We start from the raw sequence: 19,928 nt of genomic DNA, 5'->3' as shown, positions 1-19,928 counted from the left end.
GTGGATCAGACCTCTTCAGCGGACTTGCTGGCCAGCGGCGGAATGAACAGCGGCGCCGTGTCCCACGGGAACAGCACCCACGTATCCTGCGGGACTTCCACCACGAAGATATCGGTAATCGGGCGGCCTGCGGGTTTTGCGTACAGGCAGGCGAACAGGGCCTTGGGCAGCATCTTGCGCACGATCTGGGCGGTAACGCCCGAATCAACCAGATCATCAATGATCAGGAAGCCTTCGCCGTCGCCCGCAGCCTCGGGCTTCTTGACCACGCTGGACTGGCCCATCTTCTGTTCGTCATACGTCACGACGGAAACCGTCTCGATCAGGCGGCAGTCCAGTTCACGGGCGATGATCGCGGCAGGGATCATGCCGCCGCGCGTGATGGCCACAATTCCCTTGAACGGGCCCCGGGTCATCAGCGTGCTGGCCAGTTGGCGGGCATCGCGGTGAAGCTGGTCCCAGGTTACGGTTGCGTAGCTTGTAGCCATCAGAAAAGTTTTCCTCCATCGGGAACGCGGCCGTCCGGGCGTATCAGGACGACCTCTCCATTACTGTCGGGCATCCCCAGCGTCAGTACTTCACTGCGGAAGGATCCGACCTGTCGGGGGGGCATATTGATCACCGCGCAGATCTGGCGGCCAACCAGCCGGGCAGGGATATAGCGGTGATTGACCTGCACCACCGACGACCGCATCCCGATATGGGGGCCGAAATCGATGGTCAGCCGCATGGCGTGCTGCCGTGCTTCATGCACGGGGTGGGCGTCCACGACCGTACCGGCGCGGATATCAAGCCAGTCACGCGTGTCCCCTTGGGTGCTGGGCACGACGGCATGCTTTGCAGGGTCTGTCATGGAACAGCTTTTGCCCGTGTTGGTGCGGATTTGCAAACAGGGGAACGCAAATTTCAGGGACCACCATAGGATATTTTTCGTGACTGCTGTTAGGATGGCCGACCATGCCTTCCGCACCCCCATCCCCCACTACGGAAAATACGCAACTTACGCCGCAGCCGGTGTCGCTGTGGCGTCATCCGGGCCTGCTTGCCTTCCTGTGGGCGCGCACGGCGTCCTCCTTTTCCGCCTGCGTGCAGGCGGTGGCGGTGGGCTGGCAGATTTACGCCCTGACCCACAGCACCACGGCGCTGGCGCTGGTTGGGCTTGCGCAGTTCCTGCCCATGGTGGGACTGCTTCTGCCTGCGGGTCATGCGGCAGATCATTTCAACCGTCGGCTGATCGTGGTGATATGCCAGTGTATCGAGGCCGTTTCCGCCCTGCTCATGGCCATTGGCGCGTTGGGTGGGTGGACGACGCCATGGATGATCTATGCCATGGTCATCATATTCGGTGCCGCCCGCGCGTTCGAGATGCCCAGCCAGCAGACCTTCCTGCCCGCCCTTGTGCCCGCGCATATGTTCCCCCGGGCGGCGGCGGTATCCTCATCACTGTTCCAGGCGGCGGCGGTGACCGGGCCATCCGTTGGCGGCCTGCTGTACGGTGCCGGGGCAGGGGTGTGCTATCTGGTCTGCGCGGTCGGGTTCGCGGCGGCGTGCATAAGCACATTGTGCATTCCGCTGGTCTTTACGCCCCGTCCGCGCGTGCCTCTTTCCCGCGCCGCGATTATCGAGGTTGCGCAGTTCATGCGCGGGCGTCCCGACATGCTGGGGGCGATCTCGCTTGATCTGTTTGCCGTGCTGCTGGGCGGGGCGACGGCCATGCTGCCGGTTTATGCCAGCGATATCCTGCATGCCGGGCCAATGGGGCTTGGCCTGCTGCGGGCGGCACCGGCCATCGGGGCGGTGATCTGTTCCATCATACTGGTATGGCGACCGCTTAACCGCCGCTCCGGGCCGCGCATGTTCATGGCCGTGGCCATATTTGGCGTGGCGACCATCATATTTGCCGTGTCGCGTTCCATGGCGGTTTCCATTCTCGCACTGGCGGTGCTTGGGGCGGCGGACGTGGTCAGTGTCGTCATTCGTGGCGCGCTGGTGCAGTTGCGCACGCCCGACAGCATGCGTGGGCGCGTCTCGGCCGTGAACATGCTGTTCCTTGGGTCGTCCAACCAGTTGGGCGAGTTCGAAAGCGGGATGCTGGCCAGCCTGATCGGACCCGTGGGTTCCGTCGCGATGGGCGGTGTTGGCACGCTGCTCGTCACCGCCGCGTGGATACGGATGTTTCCGGCCCTGTGGCATCTGGACCGGCTGGATGACATCACGGCTGATTAGGATTGTGAACCCGATCTTTACCGTGCTGTGTCGCTTGCGCCCGTGCGGGGTGCGAACAGGCGGAAAAGCGGCCCGGTCAACGCCGTGGAAACAACGGCCAGCACCATAAGGGAGGCGAAGGCAAAGTCCGACAGCATGCCCTGTGCATGCAGGATCGTGGCCGCGACGATTTCCATAAGCCCCTTGCATTGCAGCAGCGAACCAAGGCCAAGGGCCTGCCGCCGCGTCAGGCCCGGTGCGGGTGGAAAGATGTAGACCGATCCCATTTTGGCCAGAACGGAAATGACCACCAGCATGAACGACGCCACGATTGACGGCCATGTCAGCGCATCACCATTGATGTGCAGGCCGCTATGGCCAAAGAACAGGGGGGCAAGCCAGATGAGCGAGAACGTCCCCACCTTTTCCACCGGCAGTCGCGCCACCCAACGCGGCGGCATCAGCGCCCCGGCGAAATAGGCCCCGATCAGTTCATGCAGGCCGAGCTGCATGCTCGCCCATGATCCGGCGGCCAGATATACCGGCACCGACATCCATATGACCCATGCAGGCGGATTGCGCATGTTATGGGTCGCCCAGTTGCTGGCGATCGCCAGCGCAATCAGCAGGGCCACCGCCACCAGTTCCAGACCTGTCCAGCCATGCAGGGCGGCGGGACCGCGTGCGGCGAACTGCAACATGACCAGCCCGATCCACAGGGCCGCGTCATCCACCACAGCCAGCTTGAGCGCAAGCTGCCCTATGGAACGCTGGACCGGCGGCAGTTCGCGCACGATGCCGATCAGCACGGGCAGCGCACTGACGGCGATACACAGCCCGATGGCCATGGCGCCGATAACCGGTCCGACATGGGGCGGCTGCCATCCATGCAGGGGCAGGAAGAAATAATAAACGAAGAATGACCCGATCAGGAACGGTCCACCAAGCGCCATCAACGCGCCGCCAAGCAGTCGCCCAAGGGTGGGGGCGGGAATGGTATGGGCCGAAACATGCGCATCGGGTGACTGCCACATTTCCAGTCCGGCAGTGAAGGCAAGAACCAGCACGGCCAGCCAGCCGATATTGTTACCGCAGGTCGAGGGGATGCCCAGTTCCTGCACCGGCGCATGCATTACGGCCAGCCCGATACCCAGAAGGATGGGCAGGACAACAATCGGTATTGTCCGGTTCAGCAGCCGCCATAGCCCCCATGGAAAAATAACAAAGAGGACGACATCAGGAATAAGCGCCGTAATGTCTGACAATGGTGATCCTTCCGTATTTATAGTCCGCGCATATTATATATAAAAAATCCGTATGGAAGGTTTATTTTTGTTTAGTTGCATGAAGTATATGTTATGTAAGAATATTCCTGCTCTTTGTGCCTTTTTGTTTCTGCTTCCGGCGACAAATGGCCTGCGGAGTTCTTGCGTTGGGATAGAACGCCACGCAGCAGCACTGGTTCAGATCGCGTGTTACATATTCCGCGTGGTGGATAGCTGCCGGATATTCTTGTGATATTTATTTTTTACTTCTTGTTGTTCTGGTAAAAACAAAACAGGTCAGTGCGTATGTGAAAAATTCATCATCATAAATGAATGGATAATTCTGATAATTCGATAACATGTCTTGTATTCATTCATAAATTGATTCGCATATTATTATATAAATGGCGCAAATGTATCCTATAAATATTTAATATGATTTTGTTTTTAAATATATTTGATGGGATAATCTTATATATTTATATTTTATATTCAAATGTATCTAATATTATTTGATGTCGATCATGGTTGCTCACGGCTCCGTGCGTGAGGGTCCTGTGCATCAGGGCGTCCCGTGTGGCTGCCTGTGATAAAAGAGGACTCTGTTGATTATGCCCAAAAATGTCGTAAATCCCGAATTCCTGCCAATTCTGGAAAAGATGCCTTCTTTTGATGGCCTGTCGGGGCGATCGCTGCCGGAAGTGCGCGAAATCTTCATGACATCCGTGCGGCTGATCGAAGGCAAGCCCCTGCCGGATGTGGAAGTGCAGGAAGAATACGTGCCCGGCCTGAAGGGCGCGCCGGATGTGCGCGTGCTTGTCTATCGCCCGCGCAAGCGTCAGCCGAATGCACCCGCCATGGTCTATATCCATGGTGGCGGTCTGGTTTCCGGCCATCCGGAGGTCGATGATCCCAAATGCCAGGTTCTGGCCAGCCGTATGGGCTTTGTGATCGTGTCCGTCGATTATCGTCTGGCGCCGGAGGTCAAATATCCCGGTGCGATCGAGGATTGCTATGCAGCTCTGAAATGGATGAACGATAATGCCGCCCAGCTTGGCATCAACCCTGAAAAGGTGGCCGTTGCGGGTGAAAGTGCAGGCGGCGGCCTGAGTGCCGCACTCGCCCTCATGGCGCGTGACCGCAAGGAATACAGGCTGGCCTATCAGTTGCTGATCTATCCCATGCTGGATGACCGCACGGCCACGAAAGTCGATCCCGCGCCGGATTTTGGGGAATTCGTCTGGACCCGTTCGGCCAATAAATACGCATGGGAAGCCTATCTGGGGAGTGCGGCGGGGGGTGACGATACGCCCGCCTATGCCGCCGCCGCGCGGGCAAAGGATCTGTCCGGCCTGCCGCCCACCTTTATCGGCGTAGGGTCGATGGACCTGTTCCTGTGCGAGGATCTGGAATATGCCCGCCGTCTCATGGCGTCCGGCGTCCCGACGGAGGTAATGGTCGTGCCCGGAGCCTACCATGTGTTCGACATGTTTGTGCCGGAGGCTGAACTGTCACGCCGGTTCATGGATGCCTACTGTGCGGGATTACGGCGCACGCTGGGTCTGTAAGAGCCTGAACCCGCCCCGGCTCCATTGTGCCGGGGTGGGCACTATTATGTGTACGGGCGCTTTTGCTGTTGCGGTTTTTTCTCACGGTTCTGCATCATGCTCCCTCCAGGGCAGGGAATGGGCGCATGGTGCAATCCGGTTGGCAGCTATGGTGTGCGGCGACTTTCATGGGGATGGGCATGTCGGCATCCGCCCATGCGCAGGGCCATATCGTCATTACGCCCAAGCTTGACTGGAGCACGGCTGAAAAACTGGCGGCGGAAGCTGTGCGGAGTTGCGCAGGGCAGGGGTATTCCGTCACCGCGACAGTGGTGGACACAACAGGCCATCAGCAGGCCGTCATCAAGGGGGATAGCGTACCGCTGCAGTCGCTATCCGTTTCCTATCGCAAGGCCTATACAGCTTATTCCTATGGTCTGGCCTTCAACCTGAACAGCACCAGCGAACTGATCGCCGCCAAGGCAGGTGGCCCGCCTAATGGGGCGCTCAATACAATTCCGGAAGTCCTGTTTGTGCCCGGTGGGGTCACGCTGCGCCGGGTGTCGGATAATGCCGTGCTCGGTGGGATCGGGGTTTCGGGTGCGCCGGGTGGTGACAAGGATGAAGCCTGCGCACAGGCTGCGGTAACAAAATTCAGGGCTGATTTCCGCTAGGACAGGCTGGCGACCGGCGTGGTCAGCCGCGCTGGTGCCCTGCAATGAATCTGCATTCCGATTATGTCGTGTCGGTGCGTCAGTTCGCTTGAAGTCAGGCACAGAGATGTCTTGCTCTGGAGCAGGCCGACAAGCGCCCTCGGCTATTATCGGTAAGTCATCATGTCTGTCGCACGGCGTTGTGGCGCGTCCTGAACAAACTGCAACAGTCCAACAGTATCGCCACGCATTGCGATAGCATGCAGTCGGTGCACGGACCTCGCGGCTGGCGATGTCCTTGCCGGTCCATTGCCAGCATGCGTACACGACAAAACGCACCGGTCAGATAGGGAAGTCCCTAACCGACATGCGTAAACTGATTTTAAGGAAAGGTGGCTCCCGAAGTAGGACTCGAACCTACGACCCAGCGATTAACAGTCGCTTGCTCTACCAACTGAGCTATTCGGGATCAGCGTTGAGCAGCTTATAGCCACAGTGATGGGGGGGCGTAAACCCCCCTTTTGAACTTTTTTTCAAAAAGGGAAATAAGGGAGACCATGCCGGGAAAAAGAACGGTAAGACCTTCGCAGATCAGGAGAAACCGCAGCCAATGGTAGATGGGAACACGGACGCGAAGCCGCCACGCCTGCTACGCCGCGCGGTCATGCCGTTGCTGGTCGGGGCAGGCTGCGCCGTTGTCGGGGCGCAATGGGTGCAAAGCCGCCAGCAGGCCCGTCTTGTCCGGCGCGATGACGCCCTGCTGGATGGCGAACCGCATGACCTGACCCTGTCATGGCCCAATGCCGCCGCTTCAACGCTTTATAATGTCGGGCTGAGGCAGGACTTCTTTTCGCAGTATCGGCTGAATGTCATCCTGCGTACCGGCGCGCAGACGGGGCGTGACGCCATAGCCGATCTGCAGGCGGGGCGCTGCATGGCCGCCGTCGCCCCGGTGCTGACATGGCTGCAGGCCTATCAGGCCAATGCGGACCTGCCGGCCCGGCTGGTCATGGGATTGCAGGCAGGCACGTTCCGCCTGCTGACACGGCGGCGGCTCAGGCTTGCCAAGATCGAGGATCTTGCCGGGCGCAGGATTGCGGTCCTGAACGCCGACATGGCGGACCGGCTGTTCTTTTCCGTCATCCTGCGGCGCAAGGGGCTTAATCCCGATACCGCGCCGAACTGGATCATCATGCCGCCCGACCAGATTGATGATGCATTGATGGCGGGTAGTGTTGATGCCGTGGCGGTGCATGATCCGCTGGCATGGCAGTTGCTGGGCAATCGGGCGCTGGATCTGGTCGAACTGGTCAATAGCGTCAGCGGCCTGTATGCGCGGCGCACCAATCTTGCGCTGGGTGTCGCGACGGATCTGCTGCAACAGACCCCATCTGCTGCCGTAGCCCTCGTGCTGGCGCTGTATAATGCCGCGCACTGGCTGCCCACCCATATGGCCGAGGCCGCGACCCTGCTGGATGGCCGGGTGGAAGGCATGCGCCAGGACGAAATCTTGCAGATGATGCGTCACGAAGTGTTGGGGATCAGCCCTGTCGGCAACGACCTTAAAACCCAGCTTGCGCGTTACATAGATGAACTCAAGCTACTGGCCATTTTTCCTGACAGCCTTGATTCGGCAGGTTACGCACGCCGGATTTCTGCCGATGTCCTGCACCACGGTCAGGGTACTGGCCCGTGATGCAGGCTTTATAACCGATCATGCTGTCTCCATGTGCGACCAGTGGGATCTGACGGGGCTTTTCGCCCCGTCGCGCCCTGTCGCGGATCAGGAAATCCTTCTCCGCGTGTGCTGCATGGGAACTGAAACAGCCTCTCAGCGCACGTCGCGGTAATAGGGCTGGGCCAGCGCGGCCGGGGCCGCCATGACCCGGCGCATGCGGTGCCACACCACGACAGGCACGATGATGAACGCCATCGTCCCCAGATAGGGCAGCATGTTCAGGAAGGCCGGATCAATGGGCCAGTTATGGGCCTGCCCGACAAAGGACAGGGCCGTGACCAGCCCGAATAGAAGGGCCGACAGCGTAACAATGATCGGGCGGTACCCTGCAAAGATCACCAGTGCCAGCGCGATCCATCCCCGTCCCGCCACCATGCCTTCCGACCAGACCGGCACATAGGTCAGGGTCAGGTAACCGCCTGCCATGCCTGCCATCGCACCACCCAGTGTTACGTACCAGAACCGCATGGCCATGACCGGTATGCCCGCCGCATCCGCCGCAGCCGGGTTTTCACCCACCGCGCGCATGTTCAGGCCGTGGCGCGTGCGGAACATCACAAAATGCACAAGGGCAGGCAGCAGCACATAGATGGGCACGATCAGGATATTCTGCGCAAAAAACGCAGGCCCGATCACCGGTATGGCGGATAGCAGCGGAATGGTCACATGGCCGAATGTCGCATCAACCGGCTGTCCGGCATAATTGTGCCCCAGCGCGGTGGACAGACCCAGCCCCATGAAGGTCGTGGCCAGACCACACAGTACCTGATTGGCCCGCATGACCACGGCGCCAAAGGCAAAAACCATGCCCCCCACAGCCCCCACCATTATGGCGACCAGCAGGCCCACCCACGGGGAGTGGAAGGAAAACACGGTAATGACCGCGCTGACGGCGCCAAGGGCCATCAGCCCTTCCACACCAAGGTTGGTCACGCCCACCCGTTCGGCCAGTACTTCGCCAAGGGCGGCCAGCGCCAGAACGCCACCGGCCAGAACGGCGGTGGCCAGCATCCCTGTCAGCAGCGTGATCATGATACTTTACTCCCTGCCGCAGTACCCTGTGGTGTTGTCCGGGCCAGCGGCCGGTAATGAGCCAGTTCGTCGCCAATGGCGATCATGAACAGGATCAGCCCGGTAATGGCCAGAATGACCGAAGCCGAAAGCTGCTGGGTCTGCATGACAATGCCCGAATCAAGGATAAGGGCCATGAGCAGCGCGGCAGGGATCACGTTCAGGCACGACCCGCGCGCCAGCACCGCCACGACAATGCCCAGATAACCGAAATTATTGGCCATCCCGCCCTGAAGCCGGTGCACGGTACCCGCAACTTCAAACATGCCAGCCAGCCCCGCCAGACCGCCGGAAAGCAGCATGACCGAAATGATGCGCAGCCTGACCGGAATTCCGGCATAGCGCGCGGCTTCCGGGTTCGCGCCGCCAATACGGATTTCATACCCCCACCGCGTGCGCGACAGCACCAGCGCCAGTCCGATCACGATCACGATCGCCACCGGAAAGCCCCAATGCACGATTCCCCACATTTCGGGGATGGAGACCGAAATCCGCTGTGTCGAAACCTGCGCCCCGCTGATCCGGTCCCGCCATGGCCCGGTCGTAAGATAATAGGTCAGGAGGGAGGCGATAAAATTGAGCAGAAGGGTGGTGATGATTTCATTCACCCCCGCATAGGCCCGCGCCAGCGTGGGTACCGTAATCCACGCCATGCCCCCCACGATACCGGCGATGGTCATGAGCGGCAGAACCGTAAGGGCGGAGCCATGCACGCCAAGGGCCACCCCCGTCGCGGCAATGGCGCCAGCGTAGAACTGTCCTTCCGCGCCGATATTCCACAACCCGATCGTGCCGCACACGGTAACAGCCGCGCCGGTCAGCAGCAGCGGACACATGAACAGGGCCAGATCCTCCAGCCCGAAGCGCGACCCGAGGGTGGAGTGTATGATCAGTTCCGCCAGCATCAGCGGGCTATGCCCCGATAGCGCCAGCACGCAGGCGATGATGAACAGCGACAGGATAATGGCCACCAGCCGCAGCATAAGGATGCGCCCGGCCGGGGCGGTGGGCAGGCGCTGGAATGCACGTGTTGCCATTACTGTGCTGCTCCCGCCTGTATGTCAGCCGGTTCGCGGCCACCCATCAGCATTCCTATTGTAGCGATATCCGCGCCCGCGGCAGGGATCACCGACATGAGACGACCATGAAACATGACCCCGATCCGGTCCGATACATTCAGCAGGTCTTCCAGATCTTCCGATATGAAAACGACCGCCACCCCCTGATCGCGCAGGTCCGTAAGATAACCCAGCATGGTGGCGATGGCCCCGATATCCAGCCCGCGCGCGGGATAGGCCGCGACCAGAACCCGGCTGGCGATACGGATTTCGCGTCGCGCGACCAGACGCTGCTGGTTACCACCCGACAGATTGCGGATCGGCATGGCGAAGTCAGGAATGTTCACCTGCGCCAGTCCGGCGATATCGTGCGCCAGCGCACCCGCCGCCGTGGCGTCATACAGCCCGTGCCGGCCAATCGGTGGCTGGGCATATTCACGCAGCGCCATGTTGGCCGTAATGGACAGCGATGGGGCCAGCGCGCTGCGCAGCCGGTCTTCGGGTATGTGGCCTACGCCTGCTGCGGCAAACAGGGCGGGGTCCGCCCGGTCCACCAGCGCGCCATCAAGCAGGATCTCGCCCGAGGTGCGGGCCATGAGGCCGGTCAGCACATGGGTCAGTTCGCGCTGTCCATTACCCGCAACCCCCGCGATACCAAGGATCTCACCGCCATGCAGGTCAAGGCTGACATCGCGCAGGGTTTCCACCCCGCGGTCGTCGCGCACGCTCACATGGCGTAGCTGCATGATCGGTTCCGGTGCGATGGGGGCCGCCCCTTCGGGCCGGGTCCGCATGTCGCGGCGCACGATGTCGCGCCCCACCATGGTCGCCGCCAGCATGGACGGGTTGCAGTCCGCCGTGTTGAACGTGCCGATCTTGCGGCCACCGCGCAGTATGCTCACGCGGTCCGAAATCTCCATCACCTCGTCCAGTTTGTGACTGATGATGATGACGGCATTGCCCTGCGCCCGGAACGCGCGCAGCGCGCGGAACAGTTCGCGCGTCTCCTCCGGCGTCAGGACGGCTGTGGGTTCATCCATGATCAGCAGCCGGGCCTTGCGCGCCAGCACGCGCAGGATTTCAACGCGCTGCTGTTCCCCCGCCGACAGGTCGCATACGCGGGCATCGGGGCGGACGGGAAAGCCGAAACGCTCCGAAATTTCCTGCGTGCGCGCTTCCATCACGGCGGGGGAGGCGATACGCGGGGCCTCGTCCCAGCCAAGATGGATGTTTTCCGCAACGGTGAAGGCTTCCACCAGCTTGAAGTGCTGGTGGACCATGCCGATCCCGGCCCTGATCGCTTCCTGTGGGGAGGCAAAGGTCTGGCCATACCCGTCAAGGATGATTTCACCTTCCTCGGGCTGGTAGATGCCGGTCACGACGTTCATCAGCGTCGATTTGCCGGCTCCGTTCTCACCCAGCAGGGCATGGATTTCACCCGGCCAGACATCAAGGTCCACGTCCTTGTTGGCGATTACGCCGGGAAAGAATTTTCCGATGCCACGCAGTTGCAGGACAGGCGGTGTGCCCGGCGCCCTGCCGTTCGGGTTGGACGGTTTATTCAAGACCGGATACTCCCGCCACAGCCCAATCGCTGTGATAGATGTCAAGATCGCTTGGCGTGACTCCAGCAGGCACGCGCAGCCGCCCGTGATTGTCATGTATCGGGCCGGTGAAGGGAACATACCCCGCCAGGATGCGCGTACGCATGTCATCGGCCTGGCGCGCTACGGCTTCGGGCACGCTTGGCCCCCAGGCATCGCGGTCCACGCCGTGGCCCAGCGTCAGGAACCGCCCCTGCGGCTGCCATGTGCCCGCCAGAAGGTCGCGCACCTGCGATACATAGAAATCGTTGAAATCCAGCGATACGGAACTGACATAGGCTTCCGGCCCGTAGTTCAGCATGCCGGTATTCCACATCGCGGCCTTCAGGCCGCGTTGCACGGCCACACGCAGATAGGCGGGTTCATCCATGATCCCGCACAGGAAGTCGCATCCGTTATCGGCCAGCGCCGTCGCCGCCTGCGTGGCCGCCTGCGGGTCGAACCATGCGTTGATGGTGATGGCCTGCATCGTGATGGATGGATTGACCGACTGCGCGCCCAGCAGCGTCGCATTGGCGCTGGCATAGACGGAAGGAATGGGAAACGACCCCAGAAAGCCCAGCTTGCCGGTTCGCGTCATAAGCCCCGCCGCAATGCCGATGATGTAGCTGGCATACCAGTGCGCCACGTAATACCAGCCCAGATTGCCGGTTACGTTGTTGCCGTCACATTCCATGAAGGCGACATCGGGCGCGCGGTCGGACACGTCCTTGATGAAATCGCCATATTCCGAAGTGGCGAACACCATCTGTGCGCCTTCGGCCACGAACTGGCGGAAAATGCGCGTGGCGTCGGCGGAATAGGGCACGCTTTCGACATAGATCGTACGCAGTCGCGGGAAGGTCCTGCGCACCGCCTGCACACCCCGGTCATGCACCATGGACCAGCCACCATCGGTAATCGGCCCCGTATGGCCAAAGGCAATGACCGCATCCGATTCCGCCAGCGGCCTGCGCCACGCGGGCTGGTCCGCCGCCGTGGCGTGACGTGGCAGCAGCAGGCCGGACCCGGCTGCCCCGGCCATGCCCAGCAGGCCCCGGCGCGTTGTCAGTAACCGCCCCCGCGGTCCTGAAACTGTCATAAAATATTATCCCCCTGATAATCCATGCCGCATCCCATCGCGGCATCATGACGTGTCGGTCCCGTGCGGCTGCTCCTGCTACTTCATGACTGGTTCGATATGACAGTAAACGTTACGCGACACAGACATGCAAGGCCGCATCCACAGCTATGCGGCCCCGACCCGCATGCGTCATTCCTGCGCCGTCACGGGCGGCATGCCAGCCAGTGTGCGCCAGTCGGCTTCATCCATGGTGGCGACGCCCAGTTCGGCGGCCTTGCGGGCCTTGGAGCCCGCTTTTTCACCCAGCACCACAAGATCCGTCTTTTTCGATACGCTGTCCGAGACCCTGGCGCCCAGACGCTCGGCTACGGCGCGGGCTTCGGGGCGGGTCATGGTCGTCAGCGTGCCGGTAAAGACGATGGTCTTGCCCGACAGTGCGCCTTCGGCCACCATTTCCTCGTCCACAACCTGCGCAAGCTGTGCGGTCAGGTCATCCAGCGTAGTACGGTTGTGTTCCTCGGCAAAGAAGGCGACCAGTTCATCGGCGATGGCCGTGCCGATTCCGGTGATGGAACCCAGTTCCAGCCGTTCATCCGATCCGATTATGGCTGCCTTTTCCATCTGCTCGCGCCAGTTCGCCAGCGAATGGTAATGCCGCGCCAGCAGCCGGGCATTGTTGATGCCGATGCGCCGGATACCCAGCGCATAGATCAGCCGTGACAGTTCAATGGTGCGCCTTGCCGCGATGGCGGTGACAAGGTTGCGGGCCGAAACCTTGCCCCAGCCGTCACGACTGGCGATTTCGGTTTCATGGGCTTCAAGGCGGAAAATATCGGCCGGGGTGCGCAGCCAGCCGAGTTCATGGAATTCCGTAATCGTGCGGTCGCCAAGGCCGTCGATATCAAACGCATCGCGCGATACGAAATGGCTCAGACGTTCCACCACCTGCGCCGGACAGGTCAGCCCGCCGGAACAGCGCCATACGACCTCGCCTTCGGGGCGTTCGGCATGGGCGCCGCAGACGGGACAGATATGGGGAAAAGCGTAGGGCTCCCGCTTGCCATCACGCGGCAGGACAACACCCGTCACCTGCGGGATCACGTCGCCTGCGCGCTGGATATGCACCAGATCGCCGATACGGATGTCCTTGCGCGTGATTTCGTCTTCATTATGCAGGCTGGCGCGGGTCACGATCACGCCGCCCACATTGACGGGTTGCAGGAATGCCACCGGTGTCAGGGCGCCGGTGCGTCCGACCTGTATGTCGATGGCTTCCAGCCGTGTTATCGCCTGTTCAGCGGGGAATTTCCACGCTACCGCCCAGCGCGGCGCACGCCCCGCGAAGCCGAGGCGGTCCTGTAGCGCCCGGTCGTCGATCTTGTAGACAATGCCATCAATGTCATAGTCCAGCGCCGAACGTTCGCGTGTCAGCCGTTCCATGAAGGATTCGGCATCCGCCGCATTGCGGACCTGCGTGTTGAGCGGATTGATCCGGAAACCCCAGTCCTCAAGCAGCCGGAGGTAGGCATGATGGGTCGCGGGTAGCGGCGCGCTGCAAAAACCGGCGGCATAGGCAAACAGGGATAGCGGGCGTCTGGCCGTAATATTGGGATCAAGCTGGCGTAACGACCCTGCAGCGGCATTGCGCGGGTTGGCGAACGGTTTGTCGCCCGCGCGTTCCTGTGCCGTGTTCAGGTCCAGAAATGCCTGCTTGGACAGGAAAACCTCGCCCCGGATTTCGATGATATCGGGGAAAGGGGCAGGTAGCTGTTCAGGCACATCGCCCATCGTGCGCAGGTTGGCCGTTACGTCCTCGCCTTCCGTCCCGTCACCCCGTGTGGTCCCGCGCACGAAACGCCCGTGTTCGTAGGTCAGGCTGATGGACAGGCCGTCAATCTTGGGTTCCGCCACAAAGGCAAGCTGGTGGGCATGTTCATCCGTCAGGCCAAGAAAGCGGGCGATACGGCTGACGAAGCTGTCAAATTCCTCGCGTGAGAAAACGTTATCGAGCGAGAGCATCGGCACCATGTGCCGGTGGCGGTGGAAGGGGCCGCTAGCAGGAGCGCCGACCCGTGCGGTCGGGCTGTCGGCGCGGTGCAGGCCGGGGAAGCGGGATTCCAGTTCGGTATTCAGCCTGCGCAGCGCATCGTAGGTGGCATCATCGACAGCGGGCGCATCATTCTGGTGATAGGCGGCGTCCAGTGCAGGCAGCACCTGTGCCAGACGTTCCAGCAGGCGTGCTGCATGGGGTGCGTCCTGTTTGGTGGCGGCGGCATCAGCCAGCAGGCTTCTGGCCTGTTCCGTAAGCGATTGCAGGGGGGCGAGGGGGGGCATGTCAGTCCCCTTTCAGCAGGCTGTCCGCCGCGGCCCGCGCGGCGGGGGTAATGGTGTCGCCGGACAGCATGCGGGCGATTTCCTCGCGCCGGGCCTGCGCGTCCAGCGGGGCGGCGTGGGTTTCCGTCCGGCCTTTGCTCACACTCTTGCTTATGCGCAGATGGGCGTCACCGCGCGCGGCAACCTGCGGGCTGTGTGTCACCACCAGCACCTGCACGCTGCGGCCCACGGTATAAAGCCGTTCCCCGATGGCGGAGGCCGTGGCCCCGCCCACACCGGAATCCACTTCGTCAAATACCAGCGTGGGAATGGCCGACCGACCGGCCAGCACCACCTTGAGCGCCAGCATGAGGCGCGAGAGTTCACCACCGGACGCCACCTTGGCCAATGGTCCCGGCGGCTGGCCCGGATTGGCCGCGATCAGGAAAGACGCCTGTTCCTTGCCCCGTGCATTCCATGCCTCAGCTTCCAGCGGCACAAGGGAGACGATAAAGCGGGCGCGTTCCAGCTTGAGCGGCTTCAGTTCGGCCATGACGGCCTGTTCCAGCCTGCGGGCCGCCTTTTCACGTGCCCCCGTCAGTTCAAGGGCGACGGCTTCGAACGCGGCGCGGGTTTCGGCCACGGTTTTTTCCAGAGTCTCGATCCGGACATTGCCCGAATCCAGCGCGGCCAGCCGATCGGTAAAGGCGGCAAGCAGGCCCGGCAATTCCGGCACCGATACGCCATGCTTGCGGGCTTCGGCGCGCAGGGCGAAAAGGCGTTCTTCCGTCTGTTCCAGCAGGCGTGGTTCAGCCTGCGCATCGGATGCAAGGCGGGACAGCAGGCTTTCGGCTTCGGCCAGCGCTTCTTCCGCCCGTTCCAGCGCGTTCAGGGCTTCCTGTGCGGCTGCCTGTTCATCCGCCCCTATGGCGTCCGGGTTCAGGTCGGTAGGTGCCGGCAGCAGGCGTTGCAGCGCACGGCTGGCGTTACGCAGCGCCGATGCGGGGCCGGGGGCGCGGCGGTCACGCGGCGAGAGGTCGGCAAGGGCTGCGGATATGGCTTCCGCCCGGCGTTCCCCCTGTTGCAGCGCCTGACGCAGGCCAGCCAGATGGGCTTCCTCGTCTTCCTGCGGGGCGAGTGTGCCCAGATCCTCCACCGCCTGACGCAGCCAGTCTTCCTCCCGCGCGGCATTTTCCATTTCGGCTCGGGCCGCAGCCAGTTCCGCCGTGGCCTCGATCCATTTGCGATATGCTCCACCCGTCTGGCCGCGCAGGGCGGGGGCCACGCCAAAGGCATCCAGCAGGTCCAGATGCGTGGCCTGATCGGCCAGCCCCATCTGTTCATGCTGTCCCTGTATTTCCACCAGCAGGGTCGCGGCGCGACGCAGCAGGCTTACGGCGACAGGCTGGTCGTTGATATAGGCGCGCGAACGTCCGTCGGTCGTAACGACACGGCGTAGCAGGACAGGCTCGCGCACGTCATCCAGCACGATGCCCTGTTCATTCAGTAGGGTATGCAGCGGGTGGGTGGGGGTAATTTCAAAACAGGCGCTGACACTGGCCTGTTCGCAACCCGCGCGCACCAGCGATGCGCTGGCGCGTTCCCCCAGTGCAAGGCCGAGACTATCCAGCAGGATGGATTTTCCGGCCCCGGTTTCCCCCGTCAGCACGGTCAGTCCGGGCGGGAACGCCAGATCCAGTTTTTCGATCAGGACCACATCCCGTATCGAGAGCTGTGTCAGCATGCAGGATTCCTGTTCAGCAAACGTCGTTGGCGGAAATCAGAAAACCGAATGCCATGCCCGCGAGATTACGTTGCGCCCCTGCTTGTGATCCTTGCCATCCACGCCCTTGATCAGGTTATGCGCGCGCAGGTGGTCATACGCATCATGATACCATTTGCTGCTGGGATAGTTATAGGCCAGCACCGATCCGGTCTTGCGCGCCTGTTCCAGCAGTCCCATGTCCAGATAGACTTCAACCAGCCGTTCCAGTGCCTCGGGCACGTGGTTGGTTGTCTGGAAATCCTGCACCACGCGCTGATAGCGTCCTGCGGCGGCGAGATAGTCGTTCTGCTGCTGGTAATAGCGGCCCACCAGCATTTCCTTGCCCGCCAGATGATCACGGCACAGGTCGATTTTCAACTGCGCATCACGCGCGTACGGACTTTGCGGGAAGCGGGTGATGACTTCCTCCAGCGCGTCCATGGCTTCGACCGTGCCCTGCTGGTCACGCTGCACGTCGGCGACCTGTTCATAATAGCATAACGCACGCAGGTAGAAGGCGTAGGCAGCATCCGCGCTGGTGGGGTGGAGTTCCAGAAAGCGGTCAAGCTGCTGCACGGCCTCGGGATATTTGTTCAGCAGGTAGTTGGCGTAGCCTTCCATAAGCTGCGCATTGGCCGTGTAGGGCGAGTAAGGATAGTTGCGCTGCAACGTATCGAACTGATTGACCGACAGCAGGAAACGGTCCGAACGCAGGGCATCCACGCCGTTATTATACAGCGTTTCGGCCGAACCGACGCGGGGCGCACGTTCGTTGATGCTGCTGGCGTTGTTGCCGCACGCCGCCAGCATGCACGCTGCGGGCAGGAACGCCATCCAGCGCGCCATGTGGCGGGTACTACGCGATAGCTGTGGGGTATATCGTGATCTGCGTACGAACATGCCGGCTCTTCCAGTTACGGAAGCTTTATATCATGCGCCGGGTGCGGGTGAAGTCTCCGCGTGCGGATTTCGCCCCTTCCCATCATGCGGCCTTGATCTGGGGCAGGCGCGTGCGGGTGCCCGGTCGTGTCGTGCGCCAGTTTTCCTGATTTGCAAACAGTTTGCGCAGCAGGCGGTTATTGAGGGTATGCCCCGATTTATGACCCCGGAAATGGCCATGGATCATCCCACCGGCCAGATACAGGTCACCGATCGCATCCAGAACCTTGTGCCGGACAAATTCATCCGCATGGCGCAGTCCAGCCGGATTCAGCACATTATCCCCGTTGACGACAATGGCGTTGTCAAGCGAGCCACCCCGGGCCAGTCCCACGGAATGCAGGTGGTCGATTTCGGATTGCAGAACGAAGGTGCGCGCCGTGCACAGATGCCTGCGGAACAGGGCGGCATCCACCTGCGCCCCATAACGCTGCTGGCCGATGGCCGCGGCGGGAAAATCTATCGATATGTCAATCGACAGGCCAGGCTGGGTGGTGGGTGAAAGTTCAGCAAAGGCGTCGCCGTCTTCCACGCGCACGGTCTGGCGGATGTAGATGTTCCGGCGCGCGGCAGCCTGCTGCGTGATGCCCGCGCATTCCAGCAGGAAGACGAATTCGGCGGCAGAACCGTCAAAAACCGGGATTTCCGGGCCGTTAACATCAATGAACACGTTATCGATGCCGCAGCCGGACAGGGCGGCCATCAGATGTTCTACCGTAGCGATGCGTTCAGCCTGCGGTGGGTTCGTGCCGTGCCCGAGCACCGTGCTGAGCCGCGTATCAACCACTGCGTCATAGCGTGCCGTAATGGGCGGCAGGGCTATATCCGTGCGTCGGAATACGATGCCGGTATTTTCCGGTGCAGGGGAAAGGCGCAGTTCAATACATGCGCCGGTATGAAGGCCCGTGCCAACACTACGGATCGGCTGGCGGGGGGTATGCTGCATCTGCCCGTCATGTTGGGGGGAAGGCATGAGGGTAGCGCCTGTCTGCGGCAATGCGGCGTTCATCGCCTGTATCCTTGAGGGCAGAGTGGGAAAACTCGCAGTAGATGGCATGACGTAATGCTACTGCCTTGTCGCCCGTTCGGACAGTCAAGGATTATTGCCTATTGTTACCTATCGGCAAGGAGACGCGGCCTGTCATGAAACAGGCCGCGTGGAACAGGAATTATGAAGAACGGCGGCGCAGGAAGGCGGGAATGTCCAGCCCCCCGTCATCCGGCGTCGGGTTGCCGCTGGCGGCCTGTTCGGGCTGCTGTGGCTGCGGCTGTACCTGCTGTGGCGCGGCCTGCTGCGGGGCTGCGGTGGGTTCGTTCCGTACGGGTGCTTCGTGCTGCGGCGGCGGGGAGGAATGGCGGCGGAGCGCGCCGGTCACGATTCCAAACAGGCTGCGCGGTGCGGGCTGCGGTTCGGCAGCGGGGGCCTTCGCACTTTCCGTAAACAGTGGCGAGCGCGGGGAGGCGCTACGCTGTGCCTGTGCAACCTGCGGCGGGACCGCGTTGGGGGAAGGGGCCTGCGGGGCTGCAGGCTGCTGCGCGGTGGCGGCGGCCGGCTGGGCGGCAGCGGGTGCCGCCGGTGCGGGCGTGGCCGGCTGGGCCGGTGCTGCGGCAGTCGGTGCGCCCGCCTGCTGCTGCCCGGCGGCGGGGGCCGCCTGCGGGGCCGCTGCGGCTTCAGGCTGCTGCGGCGGCTGGGTCGTGGCGCGGGAAGGCGGGTTGTCGATACCGGTCGCCACCACGGATACGCGGATGCGCCCGTTCAGCGATGTATCAATGGCGGAACCGAAGATGATGTTGGCGTCCTCGGCCACTTCCTCACGGATGCGGTTGGCGGCCTGATCCACTTCAAACAGGGTCAGGTCCTCGCCACCGGTGATGTTGATGAGAAGGCCCTGCGCGCCCGCCATGGATGTATCTTCCAGCAGCGGGTTGGAAATGGCGTCCTCGGCGGCGGCGATGGCGCGGTTTTCCCCTTCGGCTTCGCCGGTGCCCATCATCGCCTTGCCCATTTCGGCCATGATGGTACGGATGTCGGCAAAGTCGAGATTGACCAGACCCGGCGCCATCATGAGGTCGGTCACGCCGCGTACGCCCATGTACAGCACGTTATCCGCCATCTTGAAGGCGTCTTTCCAGCTTGTGCGCTCATTGGCCAGCCGGAACAGGTTCTGGTTCGGGATGACGATCAGCGTATCGACAAACTGCTGCAGTTCGGCAATGCCCGCATCCGCCGATTTCGCGCGGCGTCCGCCTTCGAACGTGAAAGGCTTGGTCACCACGCCCACGGTCAGGATGCCACGCTCGCGCGCCATGCGGGCGATGACGGGGGCCGCGCCCGTGCCGGTGCCGCCGCCCATGCCTGCGGTGATGAACACCATATGCGCGCCATCAAGGTGGCGGGAAAGCTCATCGCATGCCTCTTCCGCCGCCGCACGACCGATCTCGGGCTTCGCACCCGCGCCGAGGCCCTGCGTCAGATGCGGGCCAAGCTGGATGCGGCGGTCGGCGCTGCTGTGCGAAAGTTGCTGGGCATCGGTGTTGGCGACAACGAATTCCACCCCCTGCAACTGCGAATGGATCATGTTGTCCACCGCATTGGTACCACCGCCGCCAACCCCGATCACCGTGATGCGTGGGGTAAAATCGGAATGATTCTGCTGCGGGATGGTCAGGTTGAGGGTCATGCTTGGCTCCCGATGGCTTGGGGTAT

Annotated in this window: 16 protein-coding genes and 1 tRNA gene; 4 read left to right on the top strand and 13 right to left on the bottom strand. The window is 62.0% G+C overall.

Annotation, left to right across the window (positions count from 1 at the left end):
- Window positions 1-5: 5 nt before the first annotated feature.
- Complete coding sequence (gpt, locus tag ACBR42_RS02265) at window positions 6-488, bottom strand: xanthine phosphoribosyltransferase (protein WP_102323348.1); 483 nt, start codon at window positions 486-488, stop codon at window positions 6-8.
- On the bottom strand, window positions 488-853 hold the full coding sequence (locus tag ACBR42_RS02260) for a tRNA-binding protein (RefSeq protein WP_102324163.1): 366 nt from the start codon (window positions 851-853) through the stop codon (window positions 488-490). The genes gpt and ACBR42_RS02260 overlap by 1 nt, the downstream gene beginning before the upstream one ends.
- Before the next feature lie 104 nt (window positions 854-957).
- Between ACBR42_RS02260 and ACBR42_RS02255 the strand changes: the two genes are divergently transcribed.
- Window positions 958-2,226 (top strand): MFS transporter, encoded by a 1,269-nt coding sequence (locus ACBR42_RS02255; protein ID WP_371207189.1) that lies wholly within the window; start codon window positions 958-960, stop codon window positions 2,224-2,226.
- A gap of 17 nt (window positions 2,227-2,243) precedes the next feature.
- On the opposite strand, the gene ACBR42_RS02250 is transcribed toward ACBR42_RS02255, so the two are convergent.
- The gene (locus ACBR42_RS02250) at window positions 2,244-3,470 is read right to left on the bottom strand and encodes a cation:proton antiporter (protein WP_371207188.1); all 1,227 of its coding nucleotides are present in this window, start codon (window positions 3,468-3,470) and stop codon (window positions 2,244-2,246) included.
- A 611-nt stretch (window positions 3,471-4,081) separates the two neighbouring features.
- Between ACBR42_RS02250 and ACBR42_RS02245 the strand changes: the two genes are divergently transcribed.
- A complete protein-coding gene (locus ACBR42_RS02245) occupies window positions 4,082-5,038 on the top strand; it encodes an alpha/beta hydrolase (RefSeq protein WP_102323351.1) in 957 nt (318 codons plus the stop codon).
- Window positions 5,039-5,205: 167 nt separating this feature from the next.
- The gene (locus ACBR42_RS02240) at window positions 5,206-5,691 is read left to right on the top strand and encodes a heme-binding protein (RefSeq protein ID WP_371207314.1); all 486 of its coding nucleotides are present in this window, start codon (window positions 5,206-5,208) and stop codon (window positions 5,689-5,691) included.
- Between the two features lie 372 nt (window positions 5,692-6,063).
- Here the strand turns inward: ACBR42_RS02240 and ACBR42_RS02235 are convergent.
- Window positions 6,064-6,139 (bottom strand) — tRNA-Asn (locus ACBR42_RS02235).
- 141 nt (window positions 6,140-6,280) lie between these two features.
- Here ACBR42_RS02235 and ACBR42_RS02230 point away from each other — a divergent pair.
- Window positions 6,281-7,366 (top strand): ABC transporter substrate-binding protein, encoded by a 1,086-nt coding sequence (locus ACBR42_RS02230; RefSeq protein WP_102323353.1) that lies wholly within the window; start codon window positions 6,281-6,283, stop codon window positions 7,364-7,366.
- A 135-nt stretch (window positions 7,367-7,501) separates the two neighbouring features.
- On the opposite strand, the gene ACBR42_RS02225 is transcribed toward ACBR42_RS02230, so the two are convergent.
- The 9 genes from ACBR42_RS02225 to ftsZ form a co-directional block, all read right to left on the bottom strand.
- Window positions 7,502-8,440, bottom strand: a complete 939-nt coding sequence (locus tag ACBR42_RS02225; RefSeq protein ID WP_102323354.1) for an ABC transporter permease — start codon at window positions 8,438-8,440, stop codon at window positions 7,502-7,504.
- Window positions 8,437-9,516, bottom strand: a complete 1,080-nt coding sequence (locus ACBR42_RS02220; RefSeq protein WP_102323355.1) for an ABC transporter permease — start codon at window positions 9,514-9,516, stop codon at window positions 8,437-8,439. The genes ACBR42_RS02225 and ACBR42_RS02220 overlap by 4 nt, the downstream gene beginning before the upstream one ends.
- Entirely contained in the window at window positions 9,516-11,102 is a 1,587-nt protein-coding gene (locus ACBR42_RS02215) for an ABC transporter ATP-binding protein (protein ID WP_102323356.1), read from the bottom strand. The genes ACBR42_RS02220 and ACBR42_RS02215 overlap by 1 nt, the downstream gene beginning before the upstream one ends.
- Window positions 11,095-12,222 carry a BMP family ABC transporter substrate-binding protein gene (locus ACBR42_RS02210; protein ID WP_371207187.1) on the bottom strand — a complete coding sequence of 376 codons (1,128 nt, stop codon included), beginning with the start codon at window positions 12,220-12,222 and terminating at the stop codon, window positions 11,095-11,097. Before ACBR42_RS02210 ends, ACBR42_RS02215 begins: the two co-directional genes overlap by 8 nt.
- Window positions 12,223-12,393: 171 nt before the next feature.
- On the bottom strand, window positions 12,394-14,538 hold the full coding sequence (gene ligA / locus ACBR42_RS02205) for an NAD-dependent DNA ligase LigA (protein ID WP_371207186.1): 2,145 nt from the start codon (window positions 14,536-14,538) through the stop codon (window positions 12,394-12,396).
- A gap of 1 nt (window position 14,539) precedes the next feature.
- Window positions 14,540-16,261: a DNA repair protein RecN gene (recN, locus tag ACBR42_RS02200; RefSeq protein ID WP_110547887.1), complete on the bottom strand. Its 1,722-nt coding sequence runs from the start codon at window positions 16,259-16,261 to the stop codon at window positions 14,540-14,542.
- Between the two features lie 36 nt (window positions 16,262-16,297).
- Window positions 16,298-17,182, bottom strand: a complete 885-nt coding sequence (locus ACBR42_RS02195; protein ID WP_102323360.1) for an outer membrane protein assembly factor BamD — start codon at window positions 17,180-17,182, stop codon at window positions 16,298-16,300.
- An 82-nt stretch (window positions 17,183-17,264) separates the two neighbouring features.
- Complete coding sequence (gene lpxC / locus ACBR42_RS02190) at window positions 17,265-18,230, bottom strand: UDP-3-O-acyl-N-acetylglucosamine deacetylase (RefSeq protein ID WP_371207184.1); 966 nt, start codon at window positions 18,228-18,230, stop codon at window positions 17,265-17,267.
- Between the two features lie 160 nt (window positions 18,231-18,390).
- Window positions 18,391-19,902: a cell division protein FtsZ gene (ftsZ, locus tag ACBR42_RS02185; RefSeq protein ID WP_371207183.1), complete on the bottom strand. Its 1,512-nt coding sequence runs from the start codon at window positions 19,900-19,902 to the stop codon at window positions 18,391-18,393.
- Window positions 19,903-19,928 lie beyond the last annotated feature (26 nt).

Source organism: Komagataeibacter sp. SM21 (assembly GCF_041402665.1).
GTDB classification, from domain to species: domain Bacteria; phylum Pseudomonadota; class Alphaproteobacteria; order Acetobacterales; family Acetobacteraceae; genus Komagataeibacter; species Komagataeibacter saccharivorans.
This window is presented reverse-complemented; position numbering and strand designations above follow the sequence as displayed.

What these genes read in the sequence shown, in the direction of transcription:
- gpt (WP_102323348.1), bottom strand. Translation starts at nt 488, where the DNA reads ATGGCTACAAGCTACGCAACCGTAACCTGGGACCAGCTTCACCGCGAT.
- ACBR42_RS02260 (WP_102324163.1), bottom strand. Translation starts at nt 853, where the DNA reads ATGACAGACCCTGCAAAGCATGCCGTCGTGCCCAGCACCCAAGGGGAC.
- ACBR42_RS02255 (WP_371207189.1), top strand. Translation starts at nt 958, where the DNA reads ATGCCTTCCGCACCCCCATCCCCCACTACGGAAAATACGCAACTTACG.
- ACBR42_RS02245 (WP_102323351.1), top strand. Translation starts at nt 4,082, where the DNA reads ATGCCCAAAAATGTCGTAAATCCCGAATTCCTGCCAATTCTGGAAAAG.
- ACBR42_RS02240 (WP_371207314.1), top strand. Translation starts at nt 5,206, where the DNA reads ATGGGGATGGGCATGTCGGCATCCGCCCATGCGCAGGGCCATATCGTC.
- ACBR42_RS02230 (WP_102323353.1), top strand. Translation starts at nt 6,281, where the DNA reads ATGGTAGATGGGAACACGGACGCGAAGCCGCCACGCCTGCTACGCCGC.
- ACBR42_RS02225 (WP_102323354.1), bottom strand. Translation starts at nt 8,440, where the DNA reads ATGATCACGCTGCTGACAGGGATGCTGGCCACCGCCGTTCTGGCCGGT.
- ACBR42_RS02220 (WP_102323355.1), bottom strand. Translation starts at nt 9,516, where the DNA reads ATGGCAACACGTGCATTCCAGCGCCTGCCCACCGCCCCGGCCGGGCGC.
- ACBR42_RS02210 (WP_371207187.1), bottom strand. Translation starts at nt 12,222, where the DNA reads ATGACAGTTTCAGGACCGCGGGGGCGGTTACTGACAACGCGCCGGGGC.
- ligA (WP_371207186.1), bottom strand. Translation starts at nt 14,538, where the DNA reads ATGCCCCCCCTCGCCCCCCTGCAATCGCTTACGGAACAGGCCAGAAGC.
- recN (WP_110547887.1), bottom strand. Translation starts at nt 16,261, where the DNA reads ATGCTGACACAGCTCTCGATACGGGATGTGGTCCTGATCGAAAAACTG.
- ACBR42_RS02195 (WP_102323360.1), bottom strand. Translation starts at nt 17,182, where the DNA reads ATGTTCGTACGCAGATCACGATATACCCCACAGCTATCGCGTAGTACC.
- lpxC (WP_371207184.1), bottom strand. Translation starts at nt 18,230, where the DNA reads ATGAACGCCGCATTGCCGCAGACAGGCGCTACCCTCATGCCTTCCCCC.
- ftsZ (WP_371207183.1), bottom strand. Translation starts at nt 19,902, where the DNA reads ATGACCCTCAACCTGACCATCCCGCAGCAGAATCATTCCGATTTTACC.